The organism is Pseudomonas sp. FP2300 (assembly GCF_030687595.1).
GTDB lineage: Bacteria > Pseudomonadota > Gammaproteobacteria > Pseudomonadales > Pseudomonadaceae > Aquipseudomonas > Aquipseudomonas bijieensis.
Genome location: NZ_CP117440.1, coordinates 2,958,334 through 2,984,448 on the forward strand (window position 1 = coordinate 2,958,334; position 26,115 = coordinate 2,984,448).

At 62.7% G+C, this 26,115-nt stretch carries 21 protein-coding genes; 7 read left to right on the forward strand and 14 right to left on the reverse strand.

Translation table 11 applies throughout. The features are described 5' to 3' along the window. The 3 genes from PSH86_RS13280 to PSH86_RS13290 form a co-directional block, all read right to left on the reverse strand. Complete coding sequence (locus PSH86_RS13280) at positions 1–1,116, reverse strand: Gfo/Idh/MocA family protein (protein WP_305490218.1); 1,116 nt, start codon at positions 1,114–1,116, stop codon at positions 1–3. A gap of 215 nt (positions 1,117–1,331) precedes the next feature. Then, positions 1,332–2,099, reverse strand: a complete 768-nt coding sequence (locus tag PSH86_RS13285) for an SDR family oxidoreductase (protein ID WP_003180553.1) — start codon at positions 2,097–2,099, stop codon at positions 1,332–1,334. Positions 2,100–2,123: 24 nt separating this feature from the next. Continuing rightward, a complete protein-coding gene (locus PSH86_RS13290; protein WP_305490220.1) occupies positions 2,124–3,191 on the reverse strand; it encodes a phosphotransferase family protein in 1,068 nt (355 codons plus the stop codon). Positions 3,192–3,377: 186 nt separating this feature from the next. Here PSH86_RS13290 and PSH86_RS13295 point away from each other — a divergent pair, with 186 nt between their 5' ends. Continuing rightward, positions 3,378–3,773: a DUF4280 domain-containing protein gene (locus PSH86_RS13295; protein ID WP_109755997.1), complete on the forward strand. Its 396-nt coding sequence runs from the start codon at positions 3,378–3,380 to the stop codon at positions 3,771–3,773. 148 nt (positions 3,774–3,921) lie between these two features. Here the strand turns inward: PSH86_RS13295 and PSH86_RS13300 are convergent, their stop codons facing one another. The 10 genes from PSH86_RS13300 to tssB all read right to left on the reverse strand — a co-directional run bounded on the left by PSH86_RS13300 (position 3,922) and on the right by tssB (position 15,658). After that, positions 3,922–4,464, reverse strand: a complete 543-nt coding sequence (locus tag PSH86_RS13300; RefSeq protein ID WP_305490222.1) for a toxin-antitoxin system YwqK family antitoxin — start codon at positions 4,462–4,464, stop codon at positions 3,922–3,924. Positions 4,465–4,477: 13 nt separating this feature from the next. Further along, the gene (gene tssI / locus PSH86_RS13305; protein WP_305490224.1) at positions 4,478–6,487 is read right to left on the reverse strand and encodes a type VI secretion system tip protein VgrG; all 2,010 of its coding nucleotides are present in this window, start codon (positions 6,485–6,487) and stop codon (positions 4,478–4,480) included. 72 nt (positions 6,488–6,559) lie between these two features. Further along, positions 6,560–7,087 (reverse strand): hypothetical protein, encoded by a 528-nt coding sequence (locus PSH86_RS13310; RefSeq protein WP_305490226.1) that lies wholly within the window; start codon positions 7,085–7,087, stop codon positions 6,560–6,562. Between the two features lie 5 nt (positions 7,088–7,092). Then, entirely contained in the window at positions 7,093–9,636 is a 2,544-nt protein-coding gene (gene tssH / locus PSH86_RS13315) for a type VI secretion system ATPase TssH (protein WP_232200011.1), read from the reverse strand. A gap of 1 nt (position 9,637) precedes the next feature. Beyond that, positions 9,638–10,663, reverse strand: coding sequence for a type VI secretion system baseplate subunit TssG (tssG, locus tag PSH86_RS13320; RefSeq protein ID WP_163854027.1), 1,026 nt, complete (start codon positions 10,661–10,663; stop codon positions 9,638–9,640). After that, positions 10,627–12,417 carry a type VI secretion system baseplate subunit TssF gene (gene tssF, locus PSH86_RS13325; protein WP_305490229.1) on the reverse strand — a complete coding sequence of 597 codons (1,791 nt, stop codon included), beginning with the start codon at positions 12,415–12,417 and terminating at the stop codon, positions 10,627–10,629. Before tssF ends, tssG begins: the two co-directional genes overlap by 37 nt. Beyond that, positions 12,401–12,844: a type VI secretion system baseplate subunit TssE gene (gene tssE, locus PSH86_RS13330; protein ID WP_176688058.1), complete on the reverse strand. Its 444-nt coding sequence runs from the start codon at positions 12,842–12,844 to the stop codon at positions 12,401–12,403. The genes tssF and tssE overlap by 17 nt, the downstream gene beginning before the upstream one ends. A gap of 13 nt (positions 12,845–12,857) precedes the next feature. After that, complete coding sequence (locus PSH86_RS13335; RefSeq protein WP_109756006.1) at positions 12,858–13,355, reverse strand: Hcp family type VI secretion system effector; 498 nt, start codon at positions 13,353–13,355, stop codon at positions 12,858–12,860. 230 nt (positions 13,356–13,585) lie between these two features. After that, positions 13,586–15,067 (reverse strand): type VI secretion system contractile sheath large subunit, encoded by a 1,482-nt coding sequence (gene tssC, locus PSH86_RS13340; RefSeq protein WP_109756007.1) that lies wholly within the window; start codon positions 15,065–15,067, stop codon positions 13,586–13,588. 30 nt (positions 15,068–15,097) lie between these two features. Then, positions 15,098–15,658 (reverse strand): type VI secretion system contractile sheath small subunit, encoded by a 561-nt coding sequence (tssB, locus tag PSH86_RS13345; RefSeq protein ID WP_109756008.1) that lies wholly within the window; start codon positions 15,656–15,658, stop codon positions 15,098–15,100. A 224-nt stretch (positions 15,659–15,882) separates the two neighbouring features. Between tssB and PSH86_RS13350 the strand changes: the two genes are divergently transcribed. From PSH86_RS13350 to tssA, 5 genes are read left to right on the forward strand one after another with little or no spacing between them, the layout of a single operon-like run. After that, entirely contained in the window at positions 15,883–16,347 is a 465-nt protein-coding gene (locus PSH86_RS13350; RefSeq protein WP_109756010.1) for a type VI secretion protein, read from the forward strand. 52 nt (positions 16,348–16,399) lie between these two features. Beyond that, a complete protein-coding gene (gene tssK / locus PSH86_RS13355) occupies positions 16,400–17,731 on the forward strand; it encodes a type VI secretion system baseplate subunit TssK (protein WP_305490230.1) in 1,332 nt (443 codons plus the stop codon). An 18-nt stretch (positions 17,732–17,749) separates the two neighbouring features. Further along, positions 17,750–18,511, forward strand: coding sequence for a DotU family type IV/VI secretion system protein (locus PSH86_RS13360; RefSeq protein ID WP_305490231.1), 762 nt, complete (start codon positions 17,750–17,752; stop codon positions 18,509–18,511). Next, positions 18,508–22,332, forward strand: coding sequence for a type VI secretion protein IcmF/TssM N-terminal domain-containing protein (locus tag PSH86_RS13365; protein ID WP_305490232.1), 3,825 nt, complete (start codon positions 18,508–18,510; stop codon positions 22,330–22,332). The genes PSH86_RS13360 and PSH86_RS13365 overlap by 4 nt, the downstream gene beginning before the upstream one ends. Then, a complete protein-coding gene (tssA, locus tag PSH86_RS13370; RefSeq protein WP_109756014.1) occupies positions 22,329–23,417 on the forward strand; it encodes a type VI secretion system protein TssA in 1,089 nt (362 codons plus the stop codon). The genes PSH86_RS13365 and tssA overlap by 4 nt, the downstream gene beginning before the upstream one ends. Here the strand turns inward: tssA and PSH86_RS13375 are convergent. Continuing rightward, positions 23,414–24,367, reverse strand: a complete 954-nt coding sequence (locus tag PSH86_RS13375) for a 2-hydroxyacid dehydrogenase (RefSeq protein ID WP_109756015.1) — start codon at positions 24,365–24,367, stop codon at positions 23,414–23,416. The two genes, tssA and PSH86_RS13375, sit on opposite strands and share 4 nt — an antisense overlap. 435 nt (positions 24,368–24,802) lie before the next feature. Here PSH86_RS13375 and PSH86_RS13380 point away from each other — a divergent pair, with 435 nt between their 5' ends. Next, positions 24,803–26,083, forward strand: coding sequence for a serine/threonine transporter (locus PSH86_RS13380; protein ID WP_116832169.1), 1,281 nt, complete (start codon positions 24,803–24,805; stop codon positions 26,081–26,083). Positions 26,084–26,115: the final 32 nt, after the last annotated feature.

Sequence of the window (26,115 nt, forward strand, 5' to 3'; positions counted from 1 at the left end):
TCACAGCTCGCTGATTTTCACCCACCGCTGCTCCCGCGCCGCCACACGAATCGCCGCCGCCAGCCGCTCCACTTCCCAGGCTTCTGCAAAGTCGGTGCCGCTGCCACCCTGGTCTGCGAGGGCCATGACCAGTTCCTGCACCTCCAGCGTCTTCAATTCGTTGTACCCCAACTGATGCCCGGCCGCCGGACTGAACGCGGCATACCCCGGTAAATCCGGACCAGCCAGCAGCCGCTGGAAACCTGCCTGACCGACGCGGCACAGGCGCAGTTCATTGAGCCGTTCCTGATCGAACGCCAGCGTGCCGAGGGTGCCGCTGATCTCGAAGCTCAGGTGGTTCTTGTAGCCGTGCTTGAGCCAACTGCTGCTCACCGTGCCTCGGGCGCCGTTGGTGAAACGCAGCAGGGCGTGGACCTGGTCGTCCACCGCGATGGCGCGTTGTTCGGCATTGCTGGCGCTGGCGGGACGCTGGCTGTGCACGGTCTGGCTGTCGGCGCACACCGCTTCGACATCGCCCAACAGGTACCGGGCCATGGCCAGCAAGTGACTGCCCAGGTCGGCCAGTGCGCCACCGGCGTGGGCGGCTTCGCAGCGCCATGACCATGGCGAGGTCGGGTCGGCCATGAAGTCTTCGCTGAATTCGCCCTGGAAACTGATGATCTGCCCCAGTTCCCCGCGCTGGATCATGTCTCGCGCCAGTTGGATGATTGGGTTGTGCTGATAGTTGTAGCCGACCCGCGTCACTACGCCGGCGGCCTTGGCCGCCTGCTGCATCTGCTCGGCCTGCTCCAGGGACACTGCCAGGGGCTTCTCACAATAGACCGGCTTGCCCGCTGCCAGCGCCGCCATGGCCATGGGGAAGTGCAGGTGGTTGGGTGTGGTGATGGCGATCAGGTTGACCTTCGGGTCGTCGATCAGTTGCTGCCAGTCACTGTGGGCCGTTGCAAACCCCCAGCTTTGGGCGCATTGCTGGGCGCGCTGCGGGTCGGCGTCGGCCAGGGCCGCCAGTGTCAGGTCCAGGGGGAGGTTAAAGACCGCCTTGGCATTGTGGAAAGCCAAGGCATGGGCACGGCCCATGAAGCCGGTGCCAATCAGACCGATGCCGAGTTCACGCATGAGAAAGAGCCCTTTGAATTGTTGTTTTCAGGAGGGCTATTTATGGAATAAATATTCTCTAATTGCAAATCTTGGAATAAATATTCATTTCTGAAATCACTGAAGATCCTCTGTGGGAGCGGGCTTGCTCGCGAATGCGATGAGTCAGTCATAACTGTATTAACTGATCCGGCGCATTCGCGAGCAAGCCCGCTCCCACAGGATGAATGTCGATATCAGGAGAGGAAACCCCCATCCACATTCAACGCCACACCCGTGGTGTAGCTCGACGCATCACTGGCCAGGTACAACACTGCGCCGGCCATTTCGCTCGGGTCGGCCACGCGCTTGAGGGGGATTTGAGCCAGGGCGGTTTTCAGGATCGCATCGTTCTTCACCAGCGCCGAGGCGAACTTGGTGTCGGTCAGGCCTGGCAGCAGGGCGTTGCAGCGGATGCCGAACTGCGCGCATTCCTTGGCGAAGACCTTGGTCATGTTGATCACGGCGGCCTTGGTCACTGAATAGATGCCCTGGAAAATCCCTGGCGAGATGCCGTTGATCGAGGCCACGTTGATGATGCTGCCGCCACCGTTCTCGCGCATCAGCTTGCCGGCTTCCACCGACATGAAGAAATAGCCGCGAATGTTCACGTCGACGGTTTTCTGGAACGCCCCCAGATCGGTGTCCAGCACATTGCAGAATTGCGGGTTGGTGGCGGCGTTGTTGACCAGGATGTCCAGGCGCCCGAACTGCTCGCGGATGCCAGCGAACACCTGACTGATCTGCTCCATTTCCCCGATGTGGCAGGCGATGGCAGTGGCCTTGCCGCCGGCGGCGATGATCGCGTCGGCGACATGCTGGCAACCGTCGAGCTTGCGGCTGGACACGATCACGTGGGCGCCTTGCTGGGCCAGCAGTTTGGCGATGGCCTCGCCGATGCCACGGCTGGCGCCGGAAACGAAAGCGATTTTACCGTCGAGGTCGAACAACTGAGTCTTGGACATGCTGTTTCCTTGTTATAGGTGCGCTCAAAGCGTGGATTTGCCGATGACCTGCAGGCTCATCTGTTCCAGCAGCTTGTTCATCTGAACGAACTGCGCGAAACGTTTGTCCTGGGTCTGGCCGTGGAAGAAGCGGTAGTAGATCTGCTGGACGATCCCGGCCAGGCGGAACAGGCCGTAGGTGTAGTAGAAGTCGAAGTTGTCGATGCGAATCCCGGCGCGCTCGGCGTAGTAATCGACGAACTCGCGGCGGGTCAGCATGCCCGGGGCGTGGCTGGGCTGGCGACGCATCAACTGCACCGGCGCCGGGTCGTCGGCTTCGATCCAGTAGGCGAGGCTGTTGCCCAAGTCCATCAACGGATCGCCAATGGTGGTCAGTTCCCAGTCCAGCACGCCAATGATCTGCATCGGGTTTTCCGGGTCGAGGATGACGTTGTCGAAGCGATAGTCGTTGTGGACGATGCTCGACGTCGGATGGTCGGCGGGCATCTTGTCGTTGAGCCAGGCCTTGACCGCTTCCCACTTTGGCGCATCGGGGGTCAGGGCTTTTTCGTAGCGGTCGCTCCAGCCACGGATCTGCCGGGCCACATAACCTTCGGGCTTGCCCAGGTCAGCCAGGCCGCAGGCGTTGTAGTCGACCCGGTGCAGTTCGACGAGTCGGTCGATGAAGCTCTTGCACAGCGCTTCGGTGCGGGCGGCGTCGAAACCCAGTTCCGGCGGCAGGTCGGAGCGCAGGATGATGCCCTTGACCCGTTCCATTACATAGAACTCGGCGCCTATCACCGACTCGTCGGTGCAGTGCACGTAGGCTTTGGGGCAGTACGGGAAGCCTTCGCGCAATTGATTGAGGATGCGAAACTCACGGCCCATGTCGTGGGCGGACTTGGCCTTGTGGCCGAACGGCGGCCGGCGCAGGACGAATTCCTGCTCGGGGTATTCCAGCAGGTAGGTCAGGTTCGACGCGCCACCGGGAAACTGGCTGATCCGCGGCATGCCGGTAAGGCCTGGAATGTGGGCCTTGAGGTACGGGTCGATCAGGTTGGCATCGAGTTCTTCACCGTCGCGCACGCGGGTGGACTGATCAGTAAACGCCATGCTTATCCCTTCTGCTTATTTTGGAGGCCATCGATCATTGGCTAATCTAATGGCGCGTGGGAGGCGTCACAAGCACGCCAGGGTCTTATAGGTTAGCGTGTTGCAGGATAATCAGCGGGCCTGATGCACGCGGGCGATGGGCGAGCTATGGTTTACGGGGTCTGTCGCTTTCAGGGAGCAATCGCGATGGGATGCCCGCAAGTGTGTGGCACCGCAACCTTGCAATGCAGCTTCGGCGTCGCCCCGGCGGTGCTCAATGTACTGCCGGTCAATCGCCTGCTGACCGGCGGGATGCCAGCGGCGAACATCATGGATCACATCCCGCTGGTGAACATCACCACGTTCGGCATGTGCCAGAGCCTGGCCAACCCGACCGTGGCTGCCGCGACCGCTGCGGCATTGGGTGTGCTGACCCCCATGCCGTGCATTCCCGCCACGGCGACCCCATGGATCCCCGGCGGCGCACCGACCTTGTTGTTGGGTAACATGCCGGCCATCGACGCCAACAGTACCCTGATGTGCACCTGGGCCGGGGTGATCAAGATCGTCGTGCCGGGGCAGGTGCAGATGCTTATTCCCTGATGGGTGCGACCCCCAAAAGGTATGGACGATCCCCCTGTGGGAGCGAGCCTGCTCGCGATTGCGGTGGGTCAGTTGGTGGTGATATTGACTGTGAAGCCGTCATCGCGAGCAGGCTCGCTCCCACAGGGGGGAAAGGGGAAGACAATAGTTATGCCTGCGCCGGGTCATTCCAACGCCTGAACCACCAGCGCACCCGGGAGATCGGTTTGCCCTCGGCATCCAGCGGTCGGCCGTCTTCGGCGTAGGCGTGGGCCGGTTCCAGCAGTTGGCCGTTGAGGTAGCGGGCCTCGACCGCCGGGTTGCCGTTGGGATGCAGGCGCCGATAGCGGCCGTCGCGTACGCCGTCGCGATAGAATTCGGCCTCGGCCAGTTGCCCGTCGGGGAAGTAGTTGTTGGCCTCGCCGTGCAGTAACCCATTGCGATACGTGGCCTGGCGCTGCAACCCGCCTTCGGCGGCGTAAAAGCTCGCTACACCCTGCAATTTACCTTTCACGAACGGCAATACCGCCGAGACCCTTCCATTCGGGTGATACAGGGTACTGGTACCGTGCAGTTCACCCTGGCTGTAGTTGAGTTTTGCCTGGGGGCGCTGAGCCTCTTCAATCTGCAGCGAGCCGTCGAGCCGGCCGTCGAGCAACTGCCCGCTCAGTTGGCTGTCGCCACGCTCCACGTCGAGTTTTTTCGAGGCCATTGGAGCGCTCCTGTCAGTTGACCTTCACCAAGCCACCCTTGATCGTCAGCATGCCGCCGCCATCCACGGTCTGTTCGGCGGCGGCCTTGTTCACCAGGCTGATACCAGCGTCGTTGGTCAGGGTGGTGCCGGCCTTGTTTTCCAACGACGTGCCGGCCTGGTTGCTCAGGGCCGTGCCAGCCTTCTGGCTGATGGAGGTGCTGGCCTGGGCCGCCAGGTCGGCGCCGCTCTTGATCGCGAAACTGCCGCCGCTTTGCAGGGTCAGGGTGCCGCTGACCTTGATGGTCAGGTTGCCGTCCACCGTCAGGTCGTAGTTGCCGGTGACCTTGTGCGTGTAGTTGCCGCCGGTGCTGTGGTTCTGGTCCGAGCCGACGGTGACGGTGCGGGTGTCTTTCACGTCGAGGCTGTCGCTGCCGGTCTGGATGGTCACGCTACGTTTGCCTTTTTCCAGGGTAACGGTTTCGTCGCCGTCCTTGACCGTGCGGGTGCGGGCGTTCTGCACCGTGAGGGTTTCGTCATGGCCGACCGTGGCGGTGGTGTCGTTGAGCACGTTGATGTTGAAGTCTTTCTGGGCCTGGAGAAACACCTCCTCGGCGTCCTTCTTGTCTTCGAAACGCAACTCGTTGAAACCACCGCCGCCCTTGGACGAATTGGTCTTGATCCCGGACTGGGTCTGGTTCGCCGGCAACGCATAGGGCAGGGCGTTGTCGCCGTTGTAGACGCAACCGGTCACCAGCGGACGGTCGGGATCGCCGTCGATGAACGTGACGATGACCTCCTGGCCGATCCGCGGTACGAACTGCATGCCGAAGCCCTTGCCGCTCCAGGGCAACACCACCCGTACCCAGCAGGATGAGGTTTCGTCGTTCTTGCCGGTGCGGTCCCAGGGGAACTGCAACTTGATCCGGCCGTATTCATCGGTCCAGATCTCTTCGCCGGCCTTGCCCACCACCAGTGCCGTCTGGGTGTGCATGCGTGGTTTTGGCGTGATGCGGGCCGGTCGATAAACCGTGGCCTTGGGGATCGCTTCGAAGCGATTGCGATAGCTGTCGTGGCTGGCTTCGTGGCTGACCGAGGTCACCACCCAATCGATATTCAGCGTCGTGTCTTCGTGGCCGGCGAGGGTGAACCAATATCCCGGCACCAGCCAGCGGCAGTCGCTTTCGCCGACAAAACGCTTCTCCTGGCTGCGCAGGCCGTCCACCCGCAACTTGGTCAGGGCATCGCCCTGGGCCTTGGCGGTATAGCCGCCCGGATGTTCGTACATCGAGCTTGGTCCGGCCACGGCTTCGGCCTGGCTGTATAGCGATGTCGTCGGCGTAGTGAATTCGTAATCGGTGGCCTGGTAAACCCCGCTCACCGCTTGCAGGCACACTTGCCCGCTGCGGATGCCATGCAGTTCCCGCTCACCCAGTTTCTGCCCGAGATAATTCACCGTCGGTCCATTGGGAATGGGCGCGAAAGCGTCGTTGCTGTCGGCCAGCACCAGCGTGTGTGTGCCGTCTTCATGGGTGAAGAACCAGAAGATCCCGTCCTCTTCCATCAGGCGCGAGACGAAGGCCAGATCGGTTTCGCCGTATTGCACGCAATATTCGCGTGGGGTGTAGCTACCGGTGAGTTTGAGCTGGAAGTCGGTGAAACCATGGGCCTTGAAAATCGTGGTGACGATGTCCGAGGTGGCGAGGTTCTGGAACACGCGGTTGTTGCTGGCAAGGCTCAGCCACCAGAGCCACGGACGGAGCATTAGTTGGTAGCGTTCGGCGGTGGCGTCGGCGGGGAGCTGGCGGATTTCAGCCACCAGCCAATCCAGCGGACGCAGCAAGGCGTCCTTGTGCAGCGTGGTGGTCACGTGGCTGGCGACCGCGCTGGTAAGCGTCAGCGGGGCGCCGTCGACGACGCCGTTGAGAATATGCGAGCCCAGGGCATTGAGGCTTTCCTCGCCGGACAGGGATTCAGGATACAGCGCCGACAGCGAGGCGGCGCTGAGGGAGAGGGTGGTGTTGTTATCGGTGGCGCGAGGCATTGAAATGGCCTTTTATCGAATCGTTCTGTGTTTCAGCGCCCTTGAGATATCGTCGTATCTATCCGGGCTAGCTCAGGGGTCATAGTCCAGTCCGATATCCCTGGCGTAAGTCAACGATGGCGGAAATCGATGTTCGTAGTCCTGCCACAACGCTCTCGCGGCATCGGGTGTCGCGGCGTTGCAAATGCCGTCGATCCAGGGGGAAAGATGGATATCCAACGAGCTGATGTAGCCTCGGCCGACCTCTGCCAGGTGTGTAATGACCGCCAGTGCCTTGAGTTCGTCCGGTAAGTCTGAAAGCGTCGTGTCATCCTCCGTATACCAGTCTCGGAATTTTCGGGCTGCGGCAACGCCACCATCACGATGTCCGGCAGCCCAAATTGCGACATTGTTATACCGATGGCATTTATTGTTTGTTCGTATGACAGGATCGTGAGGTTGCCATCCTCTTCCCAGTTTTATCGGCAGGTTCGACGCGGCGAATTGCCCATTGGCCTGCTTGATGACGGCATCTCGCCCATTGGCGTCATTGGCAAGTCCAGCGCTGGCCCACCAGAACTTACCGAAAGTGATCAGTGCGTCTGCCTCTTTTCTGGACATATTGTTTACTCCAACACCCACTCCGCCAACTTTCCCGTCACCTGGGTCATCAATACATTCTCCACATCCCTTGCTCCAGCCGCGCTGCACTTGGCCAGTACCGCCTTGACGATTCCGGCATCGAACTCGAATTGCTTACCGGTCGCCGCCTTGTAGCGTCCGCGCAGCTTTTCCAGCTTCGCCAGGACAATCCCCTCCAGCGTCGCTTCATCCAGCGGTCGATACGCCACCACCGTCATGCGCGCCAGGAACGCCGGGCGAAACGCTTGCAGCAGCACTTTGTGCAAGGCTTCGTTGAAGGCGTCGCTGCCCAGTTGCGCAGCGGGCGTATCCAGCAGCAGTTCGGCGCCGACGTTGCTGGTGGCGAGCATCACCGTGTTCTTGAAGTCCACCACCAGGCCGGTGCCGTCTTCCATCAGGCCTTTGTCGAAGACGTTGTAGAACGCTTCGAGCACGTCCGGGTGGGCCTTTTCGATCTCATCCAGCAATACCACCGAATAGGGTTTGCGCCGCACCGCTTCGGTGAGTACGCCACCGCTGCCATAGCCGACGTAGCCGGGCGGGGCGCCCTTGAGTTGGCTGACGGTGTGGGCTTCCTGATATTCCGAGAGGTTGATGCTGATCAGGTTGCGTTCGCCGCCATACAAAGCGTCGGCCAGGGCATAGGCGGTTTCGGTCTTGCCCACGCCAGTGGGGCCCACCAGCAGGAACACGCCGACCGGTTTCTGCGGGTCGGTGAGGCCAGCGCGGTAGGCTTGCAGGCGTTGGGCGATGGTGTTCAGCGCGGTGCCCTGGCCCATGACCCGCTGGCCCATGCGCTGGCCGAGGGTGCGCACGGCGTGGGCTTCGTCGGCGAGCATCTTGCCCACCGGAATGCCGGTCCAACCGGCGATCACGGCGGCGACTGTCTTGCTGTCCACCTGTTCCGGCACCAACGGATCGTCCTGGCGAATGGCATCGAGGCCGGCTTCCAGGCGCAGCAGCTCGGCGGCCAGATGATCGATGCGATTATCGATCTCGGTGTCGGGTTTTTCGCTGTCGGCGCGTTCGCTCAGGGCGAGCAATTCGCGCCGAGTGTCGAGCAGTTCGCGCACCGCTTCACGCTCTTCGCCCCAACGGGTTTCCAGCTCGCGGATGGCTTGCACATTGCTGGTCGATTCACCTTCGAGCAGCGTGATGCGTTCGCGGTGATCCAGCCCGGTGGCCTGTTCCCGGCGCAGGCGTTCGACTTCATCCTTGAGGCTGTTCTGCCGGTGGCGCAGGCTTTCCAGGGGCGGCGGCACGTCGTGCTGGCCGAGGGCGACCCGGGCGCAGGCGGTGTCGAGCACGCTGATGGCTTTGTCCGGCAACTGGCGCCCGGAGATGTAGCGGTGGGACAGTTTCACCGCCTCGTGGATGGCCGCGTCCAGCACCTGCACGCCGTGGTGCTGTTCCAGTTTGCTCGCCACGCCACGGAGCATTTCCACTGCGGTGAGCTCGTCCGGTTCCTCGACTTGCACCAGTTGGAAGCGGCGCGCGAGGGCCGGGTCTTTCTCGAAGTATTTTTTGTACTCCAGCCACGTAGTGGCGGCCAGGGTGCGCAGTTCGCCCCGGGCCAGGGCCGGTTTGAGCAGGTTGGCCGCGTCGCTGCCGCCTTCCGCACCACCGGCACCGATCAGGGTGTGGGCTTCGTCGATGAACAGGATGATGGGTTTTTCGGCGCTGCGGACTGCGTCGATCACGCCTTTGAGGCGTTGTTCGAACTCGCCTTTGACACCCGCGCCGGCCTGCAACAGGCCCAGGTCCAGTACGCGCAGGGTGACCTCCTGCAACGACGGCGGCACATCCCCGGCGGCGATGCGCAGGGCCAGGCCTTCCACCACGGCGGTCTTGCCCACGCCCGGCGCGCCCACCAGGATCGGGTTGTTTTGCCGACGGCGCAGCAGTATATCGATGCACTGGCGGATCTCGCCGTCGCGGCCGACGATGGGGTCGATGCGTCCGGCCCGGGCGTCGGCGGTCAGGTCCTGGGTGTACTGGTCGAGGACCGGGTCCTGTTTCTGTGGTGCCTCGCCGGGTTTGGCCGGGCGCACGCCACCGACGTGCTCGCGGGAGCTTTCGGTCCATTCCAATAGATGGGCGCGCAGGGCGTCCCGAGGAATACGCAGTAGCGACGAGGCGCTGTTGAGCAGCAGGCTGCGACGCTCATCGCGGTCCAGCAGCGCCAGCAGCAACAGCCCGGAGCGGATGCTGTCCAGACCCAGTACGCTGGCCTCGACCACGGCGTCTTCCAGCAGGCCAATGGTTTGTGCCGACAGGGCGGGTGTACGGGTGCTGCCGGATTTGAACAGGTCCAGGGCCTTGTTGGTTTCCGCCGCCACCGCATCACGCTCCAGGCCGAAGCGCGGCAGCAGACAGGCGAAGTCGCCACCCTCGATGTCGAGTAACTCCAGCAGCAGGTGTTCGATTTCCACGTAATGATGGCTGCGTTGCATGCAACGTTGCGCGGCCCGTTCCAGGGCGCGACGGTTGTCCGGGTTGAGCCGTCCGATCAGGCTGGCCAGTTCCATTTCAGGCGATCTCCGGCTGACGAAGGCGGGTTTCGATCCGTTGCACGGCCAGGCTCGGTTGGCGCTGCAGGCCACCGTTCCAGTTCAGCCGTGGCGCTGCCTGGCGCTCCAGTTGCAGGGGGCCGGCGCCACGGATCAGCAGCACCAGGGTGCAATCCAGGTCGGGGCCGAAATACAGGGCGTAAAGGCTGGCGAGTAGCGGATGAGTCTCGCCGTTGGGCAGCAATCCGCTGGCCTGGGTCGTGCTCAGCGGGCCAAGGGTCAGGCGCACGCCGGCATGCTCGTCCCAGACGCGGGTGCCGGCCACCGCGTTGCGGCCCAGACACAGGTTGCGACCGCCTGGCTGCAAGCGGCTGCGACTGGCCGGGGGGATTTCACGCCAGCCACCTTCGTAGGCGCTCAGTTCCACCGGTAGTGCGAACTGCTCACGGACAATCGCCGCGAACCCGGCCAGTGAGCGCCGGCCATCGGCATACAGCGCGGTGCAGGCCAGTACCGCCGAGTCGGGTGCGGCCTGGCGCTCCTGCAAGGCCTTGGGCAGCAGGCCGGTCAACGCCCGTAGTTGCGCGTGTACGGCGGATGCGCCGGGGGCCGTGAAACCCAGGGCGATGCGATGCTTGCGCATCACCTTGTAAAGCAGGCTGAGCAGTCGATGCTGGAACAGGTCGAGGAATTCCGCCGGGGCATGATCTTTCGCCCGTGCCCGTTGTTGCAGCCATTCCTGGTAGGCGTAGGGCAGCGGGCCGTCCGGGCCACCGAGGCCGAAGATCGGCGTGGTCAGGGTTGGCGGCAGGCCCTGTTCCTGGCCCAGGCTTTGTACTTCACTGGCGGCGAACAACGGCGTCAATGGCCCGCGCAGACGCAACGCCTCGGCATGGGGCGCGGTGCCGCTGCCCAGGGGTTCGGCCTGGGGATGTTCACGTTCGAGCAACAGCAAGGCCTGGAGCCATTCGAAGCGTTGCGGGTCGCGCCGCAGGCGCTGGCTCAGGTTCAGAGCACCAGGGGCTTGCCGGCTTGGGGTTGCCATGTCTTCACCTCCTTGTCGGACTGGACCAGCACGGTGCGCACAAAGCGATTGGCGGTGGCGTAAAGGGAAAAGAACTGCGCCAGTACCCCGGAGAACAGTACGGCGCTGCTGCCGACAAAGTGTTGCGGATCCAACTGCAGGCGCACCTCCAGCCCATTGCGCCAGCCGCGCCAGGCGTCTTCGCCGACATGGGCGATGACCCGGTCGCAGCCCAAACCCAATACCCCTTCGATCTGACGATGGGCGCTGGCTTCATCCCGCAGGTTGTGCAATTGCAGAATCTCGCGCAGTGCATCCAGTGCTTGGGGGCCTTCGACCAGTGACAAATGGTTGAGGGTCAATTGCGACACCAGCCGCCAGCGCGACTCACCGTCCAGGCGTGGCAGGCTCTGTGGGCTGGGTGGGTTGCGCAAGCGGGCCCAGGCCACCGGCCCCGGTCGCTCGAAACCCAGCGGCGTGCCAGCCGGAAGGCTTTGGGCCAGGTGACGGTTGGTGCACAGCAGTTCGGCGGTGAGGCTGTAGTCGCGTGTGTCGGCTTGCGGGTCGAACTGGGTGTCCACCAGGCTCACCATCAAGTCGCTGCCCAGTCGGTTCGGGCTCATGCCGCTGACCCGGCGCGCATGCCAGTAAAGGGACTGGTCGCTGCCATGCTGGCTACCATAGTAGGCCGGTACCTTGCGCACGCCCTGGCTGGACATGGCGCGCATGCCACGGATGCTGTGGATCTCGACGCTGTTTTCCCGATGACTGTCGGCCACCAGCCGGTACTCGCTGCGGGTGCCATCCGGGCGCAGTGGCTCGGAAGTCCGGGGAAACAGATTGATCACCGGCGTGCAGCCCAGGACGATGTCGCTGGCCTGGATTGGCAAGCGGCTGGGGGGAGGGCGGTCGAAAACGATGTACAGGTACAGGGACGGGCTGTCGCTGATGGCGCCGGCCAGTGGCAGGTCGAAGAAACCGAATTTATCCGGGAAGGCAAAATACTCGGCCAACAGGCGCATGCCTGGATGTACGCCATCCTCGTCCGGCAGCAAGACCTGGTCGCTGGCGAAGCCGACGATCTGCGGCAAGCCGGCCAGTGGTTCCGGCACGCTACCCGGAGCGCCGGCCAGGACCTTGATGGCATGGGCGCCAAGCAGGTCGTACAGGACGGCGTTGATGATCGGTGATGCCGCCAGGTGCACCCGCAGCGAGTCGATTCCCAGCGTCGACCACTGGCTTTCGCCCAGGCACCGCAGCTCCAGGCGCAAGGCCGAGCGGGCCTGGACCACCCCAGTCAGCGCCTGGGCCTCGTCGCTGCCCAGCAACAACGCCTCGCTGACTTCCACCGGCCACAAATGCACGGCGGCGGTGGTGCGAAAATGAATGCTCTGGCCCTTGTCCGTGGTGACGAACAACGGTGTGTCGCGGGGCAGCGGGTAGCCCTCGTTCAAATTGCCTTTGCTCGGGTCGGGCTCGAACTGCACGATGGCGCACGACGGCAAGGGGCGCATGGCCAATGGGTACAGTTGTTCGAGCAGGGCGTCGCTGAATTCGGCGTAGTCGTCATCGAGCCGGCGTTGCAAGCGCGCGGCCAGTAGCGCAAAACCTTCCAGCAGGCGCTCCACGTGCGGGTCGGGGCATTCGCCAGGAGACAGTTCAAGGCGCCGGGCGACTTTTGGGTAACGCTCGGCGAACAGGCTCCCGGCATGCCGCAACCAGGTCAGTTCGCGCTGGTAATAGTCCAGCAGTTGCGGGTCAATCGAGTCGCTCATGTCGTACCTCAAGGCCGTCGCCGGCGTGCTCGATGACAAATGCCACGGGCCAGGCGTGCAGGTCGCCGCGCAGCTCGCCCGACAGCCGTATGCACAATTGCTGCGGATGGCCCGGCACCGGGCAGACCTCGACCTCGCCCAGGCGCAGGCGAGGTTCGAAATGGCTGATGGCCTGGCGGATTTCCCGGGTCAGTTGACGCCTGTCATCGCTGCGCTGCTGTTGCAGCGCGGTCCAGTCGGCGATGCCGTAGTCGAGGATGCTCGGTGGTTCGGTCAGTGCCCGTGGGCCGCGTCGGGTGTTGAACAGGCGCGACAATTCGGCATGAACCGAGTCTTGCAACGCCTGTCGGTCAAACGCCCGAGGGGTATCGTCCGCCTGGCTGGCCAGGCGTTCGAACAGGGGCGGGCGCAGCCCGAAGCCAGCCATGGGCGGTGCTTCCTTACTTGGTCATTTTGTTGGCGGCCAGGTCCCAGGTCGTGCCCGCCGTGCCTTCCTTGGTGCCGTCGTCTTTCTGCGCGGTGAGCTCCCATTTGATCTTGGTGAAGTTCAGCGACAGGGTTTCCACCGGTTTACCGCCGGTGCCGCCGCTGACGCTGACGTTGGACAGCACCACGTTGGTCAGGGTGTAGATGATGAACGGCATGAGTTTGCCGCTGCCCTCGGCGGCGTTGCGGCCAATGGTGATGACAGCTTGTGGGATCGGCTTGCCGGCGCAGCAATACTCGTTGAGGGAAGGGGTGGAGCTGTCGATGAATTTGGTCAGGGTGAACTCGCCGATGTGAGGCCGGCCGGAGGTGCGCTCCGAGTTGCTGACGTCATTGGTGACCTGCATCGCCACGTTGTGGCTGTAGGACATGACCTCGATCTTGTCCGTGAAACCCTCCAGCAGGCTGTCGCCCTTGATGTCGCCGCCGAGGTCGAGAATGATTGCATCCATTGTGTGGAACTCCTGAAGAAGACGAATGAGGTAGTGCCCGATACCGATGAATTAACCTGTGGCCAGGGAACTGCTGTGGCTAGAGCTTTTTGTGGCGAAGGAGCTTTTGTGGCGAGGGAGCTTGCTCCCGCTGGGGCGCGAAGCGGCCCTGTTTTTTGGGACTGCCGGGCAGTCCAGCGGGAGCAAGCTCCCTCGCCACAAAAAGCTCCAGCCACACAGCCACACCGTGGTCAGGCAGCCACTGGTGGCGGCAGGGTCGCCACCAGGCGGATCGAGGCGGTCAGTTCCTCAAGCTGGAAGTGCGGCCGCAGGAATACCGTGGCCTTGTAGGCCCCCGGTTTGCCTGCCACTTCCGTCACGTCCACTCGCGCTTCGCGCAACGGGTATTGCGCCTTGATCTCTTGCGGCGCGTTGTCGTTGATCAGCACGTAGTCGGCGATCCAGTTGTTGAGGTAGGTCTGCACGTTATCGCGGGTCATGAAGCTGCCGACCTTGTCGCGCATGATCACCTTCAGGTAATGGGCGAAACGCGAGGCCGCGAGGACATACGGCAACATCGCCGAGATCCGCGCGTTGGCGTTGGCCTCGTTGGTGTTGTAGAGCTTGGCCTTGTTGGTGGTCTGGCCGCCGAAGAACACCGCCACATCGCTGTTTTTCTTGTGGCACAGGGCGATGAAGCCCAGGTCGTTGAGTTCTTTTTCGCGGCGGTCGGTGATCGCCACTTCGGTCGGGCACTTGAGCGACAGGTCCCCGGAACTGGTACGGAAGGTATGGGCGGGCAGGCCTTCGACCGCGCCGCCGCCCTCGGCCCCGCGAATCGCCGCGCACCAGCCATATTTGGCGAAGGCTTCGGTGATGCGTTGCGATAGCGCCCAAGCGGCGTTGCCCCACAGGTATTTGCTGTGGTCGGTACCGTTGACGTCTTCGACGTAGTTGATGCCCTCCACCGGCAAGGTGTCCGGACCATAGGGCAGGCGCAGCAGGAAATGTGGCAGCACCAGGGATACGTAGCGCGAGTCTTCGCTTTCACGGAAGGCGCGCCATTTGATCAGTTCCTGGCTCTCGAAAATCTTCGACAGATCCCTGGGTATCGCCAGTTCGGTGAAGCTGGTCATGTCGAACAAGCGCGGGCTGGCGGCGGCAATGAACGGTGCGTGCGCCGCCGCGGCGACGTTCGACAGTTTTTCCAGCAGGCCGATGTCCTGGGGGTGGCGGCCAAAGGTGTAGTCGCCCACCAGCAGGCTGAACGGATGTCCGCCGAAGGTGCCGTATTCTTCCTCGTAGATTTTCTTGAACAGCGCGCTCTGGTCGAATTCGACGGCTTTTTCCAGGTCGTTCTGCAGTTCTTTCTGGGTGACGTTGAGCAGGCGCAATTTGAGCCGGGTGCTGGTTTCGGTGTTCTGCACCAGCAGGTGCAGGCCGCGCCAGGAGGCCTCGAGTTTTTGCAGGTCGGGGTGGTGCAGCACTTCGTTGAGCTGGGCGCTGATCAACTGATCGATCTGGCTGATGCGGTCGTTGATCATCGCCACGGTGTCCTTGTCGATGGCCATGCCTTCGTCGAGGACCTGGGTAGCAAATTCAGCGAGCATGTCGCGGGCGTAGTCCTGCTGGCTGTCGTCGTGGGCCATGCGGCCTTCGGCGATGATCTTGTCGAGCAGGGACAGGGTCTGGGTCGTGCTCTCGCTGGTTTGAGCGCTGGATGAAGCGGGCATGGCTTTATCTCCCTTGAATGATGAGCACGATCAGGCCTGTGGTTCGGTCGGGGCCGGGTCATCGTTGGCGGCCACCGTCGGCAGCTCTTGCGCTGCATCCTGGGGCCGCGCCGACTTGATCTCTTGCAGGCCTTCGGTGTTGGCGATCACGTCGCGCAGCAGCTTGTCGAGGTCGTCGTTGCCATCGAGCTTGGTCAACAGGTCCCGCAGGCGTTGACGAGCTTCGAACAGCCGGCGCAGCGGCGTGACCTGCTCCACGACCTTGACCGGGTCGAAGTCATCGATGTGACGGAAGTTGAGTTCGATGTTGAGCTTGCTGTCGTCGCCGCTGAGGGTGTTGTTCACCTGGAGCGTGGCGCGGGGGGAGATGGAAGCGAGTACCTCGTTGAAATTATCCCGATCGATTTCCGTGAAGCGCCGCTCGTTGAGCTTGGGCAGCGGCTCCAGTGGCTTGCCCGAAAGGTCGGCCAGAATGCCGACCACCAGTGGCAATTCTTTTTTCTCAATGGCGTTGCCGATTTCCACGTCATAGGTGATCTGGACGCGGGGAGGACGGACTCTGTCGAGCTTGTGCTGGGTACTTTCTGCCATGGCGGCCGACTCCGATGCATGTGGGGGAGCAATGCATCGGGAGGCCCGCTCATCGCATTCCCTTGCTGATCCGCAGGTTGCAAATGGGCGGCAGAAAACCTGTCATTCCCTTGACGAACCTGGTCCATTCAACCCTGTGGGTCGAACTATCCAAGACGCTAGAACAGGTCTATAAAAAAGCAAGCAAAAACAATTTTTGACCGCCGAGAAAAGGAAGATTCATTTTGCGTGGTTTTTTTTGCGGATTTTTTTTGAGCCTGGCGCTCACCGGGTGCTCGCTTTTTGCCCCCAGTGTCGACCTGGACAGCCTGACCCTGGACGTCGCGCCCCGTGCCAATGACGACACGCCGATCGCGGTGGATTTCATCGCCGTGAACGACCCGGACCTGCTCAAGCAGCTATCGGGTATCACCGCCAGCCAGTGGTTCGCCGAGCGCGAACAGTTCCAGCGCGACTATCGTCAACTCATGTCGGTATGGGGGCTGGAGCTGGTTCCAGGGCAATTCATCGATCGCCAACCCTTCCCGCTGGAGGGCCGGCGCGCCGCTGGACTTTTGGTCTTCGCCAGCTATAACACTCCCGGAGCCCACCGGCTTCGGCTGGACGATCAGCACAAGGCCTGGCTGAAGTTCGACAGTCGCGAGATGACCCTCGTGAATGACGGCCAGCAGGGTGACAGTCAGCCTTGAGTAAACCGCGGGCCGCCACGGGCGGCGACATTGGGATGTCGAAGGGAGTCGTATGAGTCTGTTACCTGACGCGGTGTGTTGGCATGAGGGCATGCAGTTACTGCCCCAGCATTTTCAATTACAAGGGCTGCGTGCCGAGGCCTTGGCCGCGCATTTCGCCGGAGCCTGCAATCCCTGGTTCTGGGGTGTCAGCCAATTGGAGGTCGACCCTTCGGCTCTCAGCGCCGGCCAGGTACGACTGTTGCAACTGCAAGGCACCTTGCCGGATGGCTTGCCGGTCAACCTGCAGGCCGGCGTCGGGCCGACCCTGGAGCTGGACATCGGCGAGGCGGTCAACAAGACCGACGACGCCACCGTGACCGTCTACCTGGCCATCAGCCCGCTCTGGCGTGCCGGGCAATTGCTGCCGCTCAAGGGCCGGTTGCAATCGGTGGTCGGCGAGGCGTTGCCGGATCTCACCAGTGGCGAATTTCCTGAATCGATCACTGTCTGGCGTCCGAACCCACGGCTGTGCACGCAACTGAGCAAAGCCGATTCGATCTGCCTGCCGCTGTTGCGTATTCGCAAGGAGGGTGGTGGCTTTTTGCGGGTGCCCTATACGCCGCCCACGCCCGTGCTGCTGCCAGAGTCGGAACTCGGTCGGCGCGTCGCCGGGCTGTGTGCCCGGGCCCGGGAAAAGTGCCTGTTTCTCGCCGGTCGGCTGCGTCAGGCCCAGGCCGCCGGGAACCAGGACGATGCCATGGAAATCCGCCGGCAATTGACCGCGTTGTGGGCGCGGTTGCCGGAAATCGAAGGCGCACTGAACACCCGGGTGGCGACCCCGCAATCGCTCTATGGCTTGCTGCTGGGGTTGGCCGGTGCTTGGTCGGCCCTCGATCCACTGGCGGGCGTGCCGGCCTTCGCACCCCTGGATTTTCTGGAATTGCAGCGCGGCTACGAGCCGCTGCTCGACTGGTTGGAAGACACCCTGGAGCTGGTTCGCGCCGGCTATCGCAGCCTGGCCTTCGAGCGCAATGAGCAGGTGTTCTCGATCCAGTTGCCCGACGATCAGCCGAACCAACGCCTGGTGATCGGCCTGCGCATGCCCAACGGGGCCAGTGAGCAGGCCGCAGCCGAGTGGTTGCGTGGGGCGATCATCGCGTCCGCGCCGCACGTGCCGTTATTGAGCCGCCAGCGCATGAGTGGCTTGCCCCATCAGGCCATGAGTCGCAACGAACAGGTGGCCTACAGCGTGGGCGATGACACCCGGTTGTTCGTGGTGGCCGCCAGCGGGCAATGGTTCGACGGGCAGTTGCCGTTGCACATCGTGGCGCCGGCGTCGGCCCTGGCCAGCAGCCCGTGGCAAGTGGTGTTGTTTGTGGCGCAAGCCGGTGAAGGTGCCTGATCGCAAAAGGGGAGTCGTATGCCTGACGGAAGTGGCGGGGCGGTTCGGAGTCTGCATGAGGCGCCGCTGAGCAGCGCTTTTCGTCAGGCTTGGCTGAAGTGGTCCCAGGACTGGCAGGACTTGCCCAAGGACAGCGACCCTGCGGTATTGGTCAATCGGGTGGTGGAGTTTTCCGGACGCAGCGCCCAGCGTCTGTGGCGGGTGGCCTTCGCCACCGTCGGCGATGCCGCCACCGAGCAGGTCAAGGCGCTGGTCTATGCGTTCGTGGCGCTGGTGGACGAAACCTTGCTGTTCACCCCCTGGCCGGGACAACTGGCTTGGCAGCAGCACCCGCTCGAATCGCGTATGTATGCCAGTCGCCAGGCTGGCGAGCGCTTGCCTGCGGCGATCAAGAAACTGCTCGACGAGCAGATGCCCGGTACCCGGGACCTGGCGAATGTCTATCTGCAATGCCTGATCCTCGGCTTTCAGGGGCGGCTGCGCGGTGAGCCCGGTCAGGTCCAGCATGAAAAATGGCGCCTGGCGTTGTTCACCTTTGCCTGGCAGCACGACCCCGATTATGTCGATGTCAGCCAGCGCCTGGCGCTGCCTTCGGCGGCAGCGCCGATGCGTATGCCGGGGCAACAGTCACTGCCGGACGGGGTTCGCCTGGGGCTGGCGATCCTGGCAATGGTGCTGCTGCTGACCGGGCTGGGACAGGTGTTCTGGCGCGATATTGGTTCGGCCCTCGAACCGGTCCTGCAACTGAACGAGTCGGCGGTCCAGGAGCATGATTCATGAGTCCCCTGAGCGTCTTCTCCCTGGTCTTGCTCGCCATCGTCCTGGTGCTGTTGGTCGTGGCCGGGATCTGGTGGCTGCGTACCCAGGGTGGAGCGGCGATCCGCAGTTTCTATGGGGCGGTGCGCCACATGGAGCAGGAGCAGGGCACCCGGGATCGTTATCAGATGCCCTGGCTGATGATGCTGGGCAACGAAGCGGACGGCGCGCAGCTGTGTGCCCAATGGCGTTTGCAACCCACCGACAAGGTCGCATGGTTCGGGCGCTGGTGGTCGGATACCGAAGGCGCGGTGCTGGTGGTGCCCCAGGCGTTGTTCTTGCCCGATGAAGGCATGAACCGGCAACGGGGCAATTGGTGGCGCTTGCTGGGATTGATTCTGCGACTGCGCAGCAGACGGCCTCTGGACGCGGTGATCTGGACGGTCCCGTTCGGCAAGCTCGATGACATCGAACATGCCACTGAGTTGAGCCTCAAGGCCCGGCGCGGTTTTATCGACCTTCTGCAACGCTTCGGTCTCAGCCTGCCGGTGTACGTGGTGGTGACTGGGATGGAGCAGTTGCCCGGATTCCAGGAACTGGTCAGCGCGTTGCCTGCCGAGGCCCGGGAATCGACGTTGGGCTGGTCTTCGCCCTACTTGCCGGATGCGGCCTGGCAATCGCAGTGGAGTGACCAGGCGTTGGATCAGGTCAACGCTGCGCTGTCGCAATCGATCATTGAGATCGGTGCGTTGTCGGGACAACTGAGCGCCGATCTTTACGGGTTGCCCGAGCGTTTCGAAGGTTTGCGGCGGACCCTGCAGATTCTGCTGGAGCCGGTTTTCCAAGGTAACACCCAGGGCGAAGCACCGCGTTTTCGGGGTGTCTATTTCACCGCCAGCCAAGCGCCGGCGGTTACAGGAGATGGGTTTGCGGCCACTGACAACGTTCTGCGGCAGACGGTTTTCGCTCGGCAACTGTGGTCACGTCGCTTGGTGGCCGAGCGTGGCCTGGCCCAACCCGTACCGCGTCTGCTGCGTTTGCGCCAGCGCTGGCATCGACTGGCCGGCGCGGTCGCGTTGGTGGTCGGCCTGGTCTGGCTGGGGGGCATGTTGTGGGTCTGGCACGATTCGGTGGAGGAGGCCGAGGAGCTCTCGCGGTTGATCCTCAGTGCCCATAAGAACCATCTGGTGGTCGACTCGGACGAGCCACAACTGGAACCGACCCGGCACAACGTACAGAACTACTGGAACGTCTTGGAAAAAGCCCCGCGCTGGCGCTTCGTCTCGGTGGTCTTTCCCACTTCGTGGTTCTCCTCGGTGGACACGCAATTGGAGCAGGGCTTGCGCCTGACCGCCCGGCACCATTGGGTATTGCCGTTGCGTGACCTGCTGAACTGGGACCTGGAACAACTCAAGTCCATCCGCAACACCGAGCGCCGGGGCAACGTGGAAAGTGAAGACCCGGCGCAATGGCAAAGCTACGTGAAGGCCAAGGATCTGGTGGAGCGGGCTGTGCGCCTGGAGCAACACAATCAGCTGTTCAGCCAGGCGATAAACAACCCCAAGGCGCCGCTGGATGAGCTGGTGCAACTGAGCAACAACGCCCTGTCATTGAACCTCAACACGGGAACCTTGAGCCGGGCGCGGTTCTACAACCGGGTGCTGTTCGATGCGCAAAACACCGACTTGAAAGGGCTGGACCTGAACGCCGTGCGTCCGGCGATTTCCGATAATTTCACCGGCCTGATGCAGCGCTGGCTCGATCATTATTTCCTGGCGGATAACTTTGTGCGCCAGGCCGGCTACCTCAAGCTGCATCTGCAACGGTTGGAGGCGGGGAGTGGTAACTCCTTGAATGAGCTCGAAGACCTGATGGCGTTGATCGATGACTTGCAGACGCTGGTCAGCCTGACCAATTCGGCCTGGGGCCGGGGCAAGGGCCAGGATTTGGTGCCCGGTTACACCCAGATGATGGACAAGGTCAGCCACAGCACCTTGCTTGGCCCGGATATCGAACAGGACCTGGAGAGCCAGGCGGCGAAGTTGCAGCAGAGCTTTCGTGACCAGTGGATCGTCCAGACCGGTTCCCGGGACAATCTGCTGGTGCAACAGGGCAGTGGCCTGCTGGTGCTGCAAGACCATGTCACGGCGCTGGACGGTGCGGTACAAGCCTTGTTCAAGCGTGATTTCGTGGCGTTGGCGTTGCAGAAGGATCCCTCGGGCAGTAATGCCGATTCGATGGGCCAGGGCGACGGCAGCGATGATTTCAGTGTTGCCCTGAACTACTTCGCCAGCTACAAGAGTTACGCCAACGAGGAGCTGCCGCGCATCCCGCCGGATTACCGTGACGCGCTGATGCAGGCCGCTGAAGGCGCCGCGGCCCGGGCCATGTGGTTGAGCCTGGACGAAAGCGACGAGTCGTTGCCCGGTATGGGCTTCAATGTGCAAACGGCCCAGGCGGTTGCGCTGCAAAAAGCTTTCATGGACGTGCACCGTGGCGACCTGGCGATACGTTTCCAGCGTCTGCTCAATCGCCGGGCATTGGCACAGATCAAGAGTGGCCTGGACGAGATCGATGCCCAGCCGCTGTTCAGTCAACGGGCCGATATCCAGCGTTGGGACGGCTCGAAAAACTTCGGCTTGCTGCTCTACGGAGCCAGCGATCCACAAGACCTGAAGCTGAACCTGAACCAGCAATTCGGCGCGATGCTGCAGATCGCCGAGCAGCGAATGCCCGCGCTGGAATGGCTGATCGTCCAGCAGGACAATCTGTCGGCCCTGGAGCACGACCAGGTGGCTCGCTTCATGGCCCTCAACGATGAATTGCTCAAGTACAAGAACCAGAACCCGGCCAGCTCGGCGGCCCAACTGGAACAATTGGTGAGCCGGGACTTTATCGCCATGGACACCACCTCCTGCGCGCAGATCCTGCAGACCTCCAGTTTGCCCGGCGGGCGCGGTGACCTGGCCCTGCGCACCGTCGCGTTGCAGCAGGGCGCCCTGCAACGTTGCCTGTACCTGCAACAGAACCAGGCCGCGACTGCCTGGAATGACCTGGCCAACTATTTCAATCAATACCTGGCCGGGCGCTTTCCGTTTTCCCAGGATGTGCGGGCCAGCGATGCCGACCCGGCGCGGGTCCAGCATTTGCTCGAGCTGATCGAAACTCGCCTGCCCCTGGCCCAGGCCGGGCTGACGTTGAGCCAGGTGCCGGAGCGATTGGCGGCCGAGGATTTCCTCAACCGTTTGAAACAGGCCGGGGCCTGGCTCGGGCCGCTGTTCGTGCGCGACAAGAGTGGCATCCTGGGTGTGGAAATGGACGTGCGCTGGCGTACCGATCGCGATGAAGAGCGCGGCGCCGACCAGGTGATCGCCTGGAGCCTGGACGCCGGCAACCAGCAGATCAGCTACCCCGGCGGCGGCCAGCAGAACCTGCGCTGGATGGTCGGCCAGCCCGTGCGCCTGACTTTGCGTTGGGCCCGCAACGGTTACCAGCGTCCGGCCAACGACCCGTTGCAACCGAACCTGGTGGTGCGCGACCTGGAGGCCGGTTGGGAATACCAGGGGCCATGGTCATTGCTGCGCCTGATGCGCTCGTTGGTGTCGAGCCAGCGCCAGCCGAATGTCGACTACACCGATTTTCCCCTGGCCCTGCAATTGCCGGTGACCGCCCAGACCCAGGCCCGCACGGCGCAGCAAACGTTGATGTTCGTGCGCCTGTCGTTGATGAGCCAGGGCTCCAAGCTGCCCTTGTCGATCCCACCGCTGCCGACGCGGGCGCCCCGTTCACCTTTCATGGCGACCTCATCGAGTCCCGCCATCGCCACTCGTGAGGAAGGCTTGTGAGCTTGCCGATATCGCCTTTACCTGAACTGGTCAGCCAATTGCTCGAGCCGATCAGCGCTGAATCGCCTTGTGGCCAGGACCTGCGCTACGAACCGGAATATGATCAGTTGCGCGAATTGCGCCGGGAGGACGACACCAGCCTGCCCACGGGCGTGTGGCAGTCTTCGATCAAGCGCGCCCTATGGCCAGACCTGGAACGACTGGCAACCATGTTGCTGCTGGAGCGCAGCAAGGACCTGATGATCAGCGCCTGGCTGGGGGAGGCCTGGTTGCATATGGCCGGGCTGGAGGGGTTGCCGGGTAGCCTGGCGCTGGTGGCGGGGCTGTGTGAGCGCTACCCGGAGCAGTTGCACCCCCAGGCCGATGAAGGCGACCAGTCGTGGCGGGTGATCCCGCTGGAATGGCTGGCCCGTCGCTACAGTGAGGTGTTGCTGACGCGCGTGCCATTGCTCGATGGCCGGGACCAGGAGTTCTCCGGTTTCTGTCTGGACGACTGGCAACGCTTGCAGCGCCAGCAAGTGTTGGGCAACGACAGCAAGAACGCCAAGGCGTCGGCGGAAGCGGCGCGCAATGATCAGAAGAAACTCAGTGAACTGATTCGCAGCACACCCTTGTCATTCTGGTTGCATCGCCAGGGCAGCCTGATGTTGAGCCTGCAGCACCTGCAACGGCTCGAAGCCTGGAGCGACGCTTACTTGGGCAACCTGGCCCCAGGCTACAAATCCCTGCGGGACGTGATTCAGGCCTTGCTGGCCCTGGTAGAGGAGTTCATCGCGATGAATCCACAGCAACCCACTGTCTTGCCGGTGCAAACTTCACCCACGGTTACGCTTGAACCTGACCGGGCGCAGGCGAACGTGGCACCTGCCCAGGTTTTCCAGGAGCCGGCCAATCGTGAGGAGGCCTATCGACAGCTACTGGTCATCGCCGGTTACCTGGCCCGTACAGAACCCCACAGCCCGGTGCCCTATCTGATCCGGCGCGGCGTGGAGTGGGGCAACAAGCCGTTGAGCGAGTTGCTGGGGGAACTGATCAGTGCCGATGCCGAATCCCGGCGGTTATGGACATTGCTGGGGGTGCTTTAAGGCTGCGCGTCGGGTAACGGTACTGGCGTCAACACCGGCTTGCCGGAAAAAAACGCGTTCAGGTTCTGGCCCACCAGCTCCACCGTGCCACGCGTTGCTTCCGGCGACAGGCCGGCCACATGGGGCGTCAGCACGACGTTGGGCAGATGTTTCAGCGCGTCTGGCACTTCGGGCTCGTGATCGAACACATCCAGGGCCGCGCCAGCGATTCGCCGTTGCTCCAGGGCGCTGATCAGGTCGGCGGTGGCGACCACGCTGGCACGGGCGATGTTCACCAGGAAACCATTGGGTCCCAAGGCATCGAGGGCCTGTTTGTTGATCAACTGCCGGGTGTCCAGGCCGCCGGGCGTGGCGACGATCAGGAAATCCGAGACGCGGGCCAGTTCCGTGGGCGTGGCGCAGTAGGTGTAGGGCACGTCGTTGCGCATCTGGCGATTGTGGTAGCTGACGCTCATGTCGAACCCGAGGGCGGCCCGCTTGGCGATCGCCATGCCCACCGCGCCCAGGCCCAGCACGCCCAGGCGCTTGCCGGCCAGGGAAGGGCGCATGACCTTGGGCCATTCGCCACGGCGCACGCATGCGTCGGCCCGGGGAATGTCGCGCACCAGCGCCAGCAGCAGCGCCATGGCATGGTCGGCCACCGACGAGGCGTTGACTCCGGCGCCGTTGGTTACCACGATGCCCCGATTGCGCGCGGCCTGCAGGTCCACTTGTTCGTAACCGGCGCCGATCACGCAAATGATCTGCAAATTGGGCAGGGCGGCGATTTCTTCCGCCGTCAAACCCAGGGGGCCGCGGGTCAGCACCGCGCTGAAGCGTTCACCGTGTTCGAAAATCGCTGTCTTGCGTTCGGCAGGCGTGGGCGCCAATTCCAGGTGATACCCCTGCCGCTCGAGAATCGGCAGGTACTCATTGACGGTTTCAACCAGTACCAGAACGGTTGCAGTCATGCTGGGCTCCTGTGGGTGCTGGGGCGATTGCAAGTATTCAACCTGATTGTAGGAGCAGAGGGCAGGGGGTTGCGGCTTTTTATGTGCATTTCGGTTTTGGTGTCGTTCTTGCGGGGGATTGCTCGCTGTGGCGGCCTGACAGCCGACCTGGCTCTGGCGGTCGTACTGCAATCCAACTGTGGGAGCGCGACGGTACATCCAACATGAATGTCGATTGATCCTTCGCTTTCGCGAGTACGCTCGCTCTCACAGGGAATGCGGGGGCATCTTTTATGACAGTAATCTGATCCGCATAACCGCTCCTCAGCTAAGTCTTTGCTTCTGCTCGCTAATCCCGGACAATCGCGCCCCTGTTTCGGTCGGGGCGCTGCCTGTCGGGTTTTTCTGACTCGTCCCGACCGGGTGCATGTGACCGGAATACGGAGATCCGCCCGGATGAATGATCAGGCCAATAGCGTCGAAGAGCGCTTTGAAACGACTGTCCCAGCCACCCTCAGCCAATGGAGTCGTCAGGACACCACGTGGATGCTGGGTCTGTTTGGCACCGCGATTGGTGCAGGTACGCTTTTTTTACCGATCAATGCGGGCCTGGGCGGCTTTTGGCCGCTGCTGATCCTGGCGTTGCTGGCGTTCCCCATGACGTTCTATGCCCACCGGGGCCTGACCCGTTTTGTGTTGTCCGGTCGCGACGGTGCGGACATCACCGATGTGGTGGAAGAACATTTCGGCCTCAAGGCCGGTGCGTTGATCACGCTTTTGTACTTCTTTGCCATTTTCCCGATCCTGCTGATCTACAGCGTGGCGTTGACCAACACGGTGGGCAGTTTCCTGGAGCATCAGTTGCATATCCAGGCGCCCCCTCGGGTTGTGCTGTCGTTGGTGCTGATCCTGGGCCTGCTGGCGGTGGTGCGCTGCGGCGAGCAGGCCATCGTCAAGGCCATGAGCCTGATGGTCTACCCGTTCATCGTTGCGCTGTTGTTCCTGGCGGTGTTCCTGATTCCCCACTGGAGCGGCGGCATCCTGACCACGGCGTCCACGCCGCCTGAAGCTTCGGCGTTGCTGCATACCTTGTGGCTGGCGATCCCGGTGATGGTGTTCTCGTTCAACCACTCACCCATCATCTCGGCGTTTGCGGTGGACCAGAAGCGTCGCTATGGTGCCAACGCTGAGGAGCGCAGCTCGCAGATCCTGTCGCGCGCCCATGTGCTGATGGTGGTGATGGTGCTGTTTTTCGTGTTCAGTTGCGTGTTGACCTTGTCCCCGGCACAACTGGCTGAGGCCAAGGCGCAGAATCTGTCGATCCTGTCGTACCTGGCCAACCATTTCAGCAACCCGACCATCGCTTTTGCCGCGCCGTTGATTGCGTTTGTCGCCATTTCCAAATCGTTCCTGGGGCACTACATCGGCGCCAGTGAAGGCCTCAAGGGCCTGATCGTCAAAAGCGGTCGTCGCCCGGCGCCCAAGACCCTGGACCGCCTTACCGCTGCGTTCATGCTGGTGGTTTGCTGGATCGTCGCCACGCTCAACCCGAGCATCCTGGGCATGATCGAAACCCTGGGCGGCCCGGTCATCGCGGCCATCCTGTTCCTGATGCCGATGTATGCCATCCGTAAAGTTCCGGCCATGGCCCGCTATCGTGGCCAGGCGTCGAATGTCTTCGTGGTGCTGGTGGGCCTGGTGGCGATTACTGCGCTGGTCTACTCCCTCTTGGCCTGACCGGACCCTTGTGGGAGCGGGCTTGCTCGCGA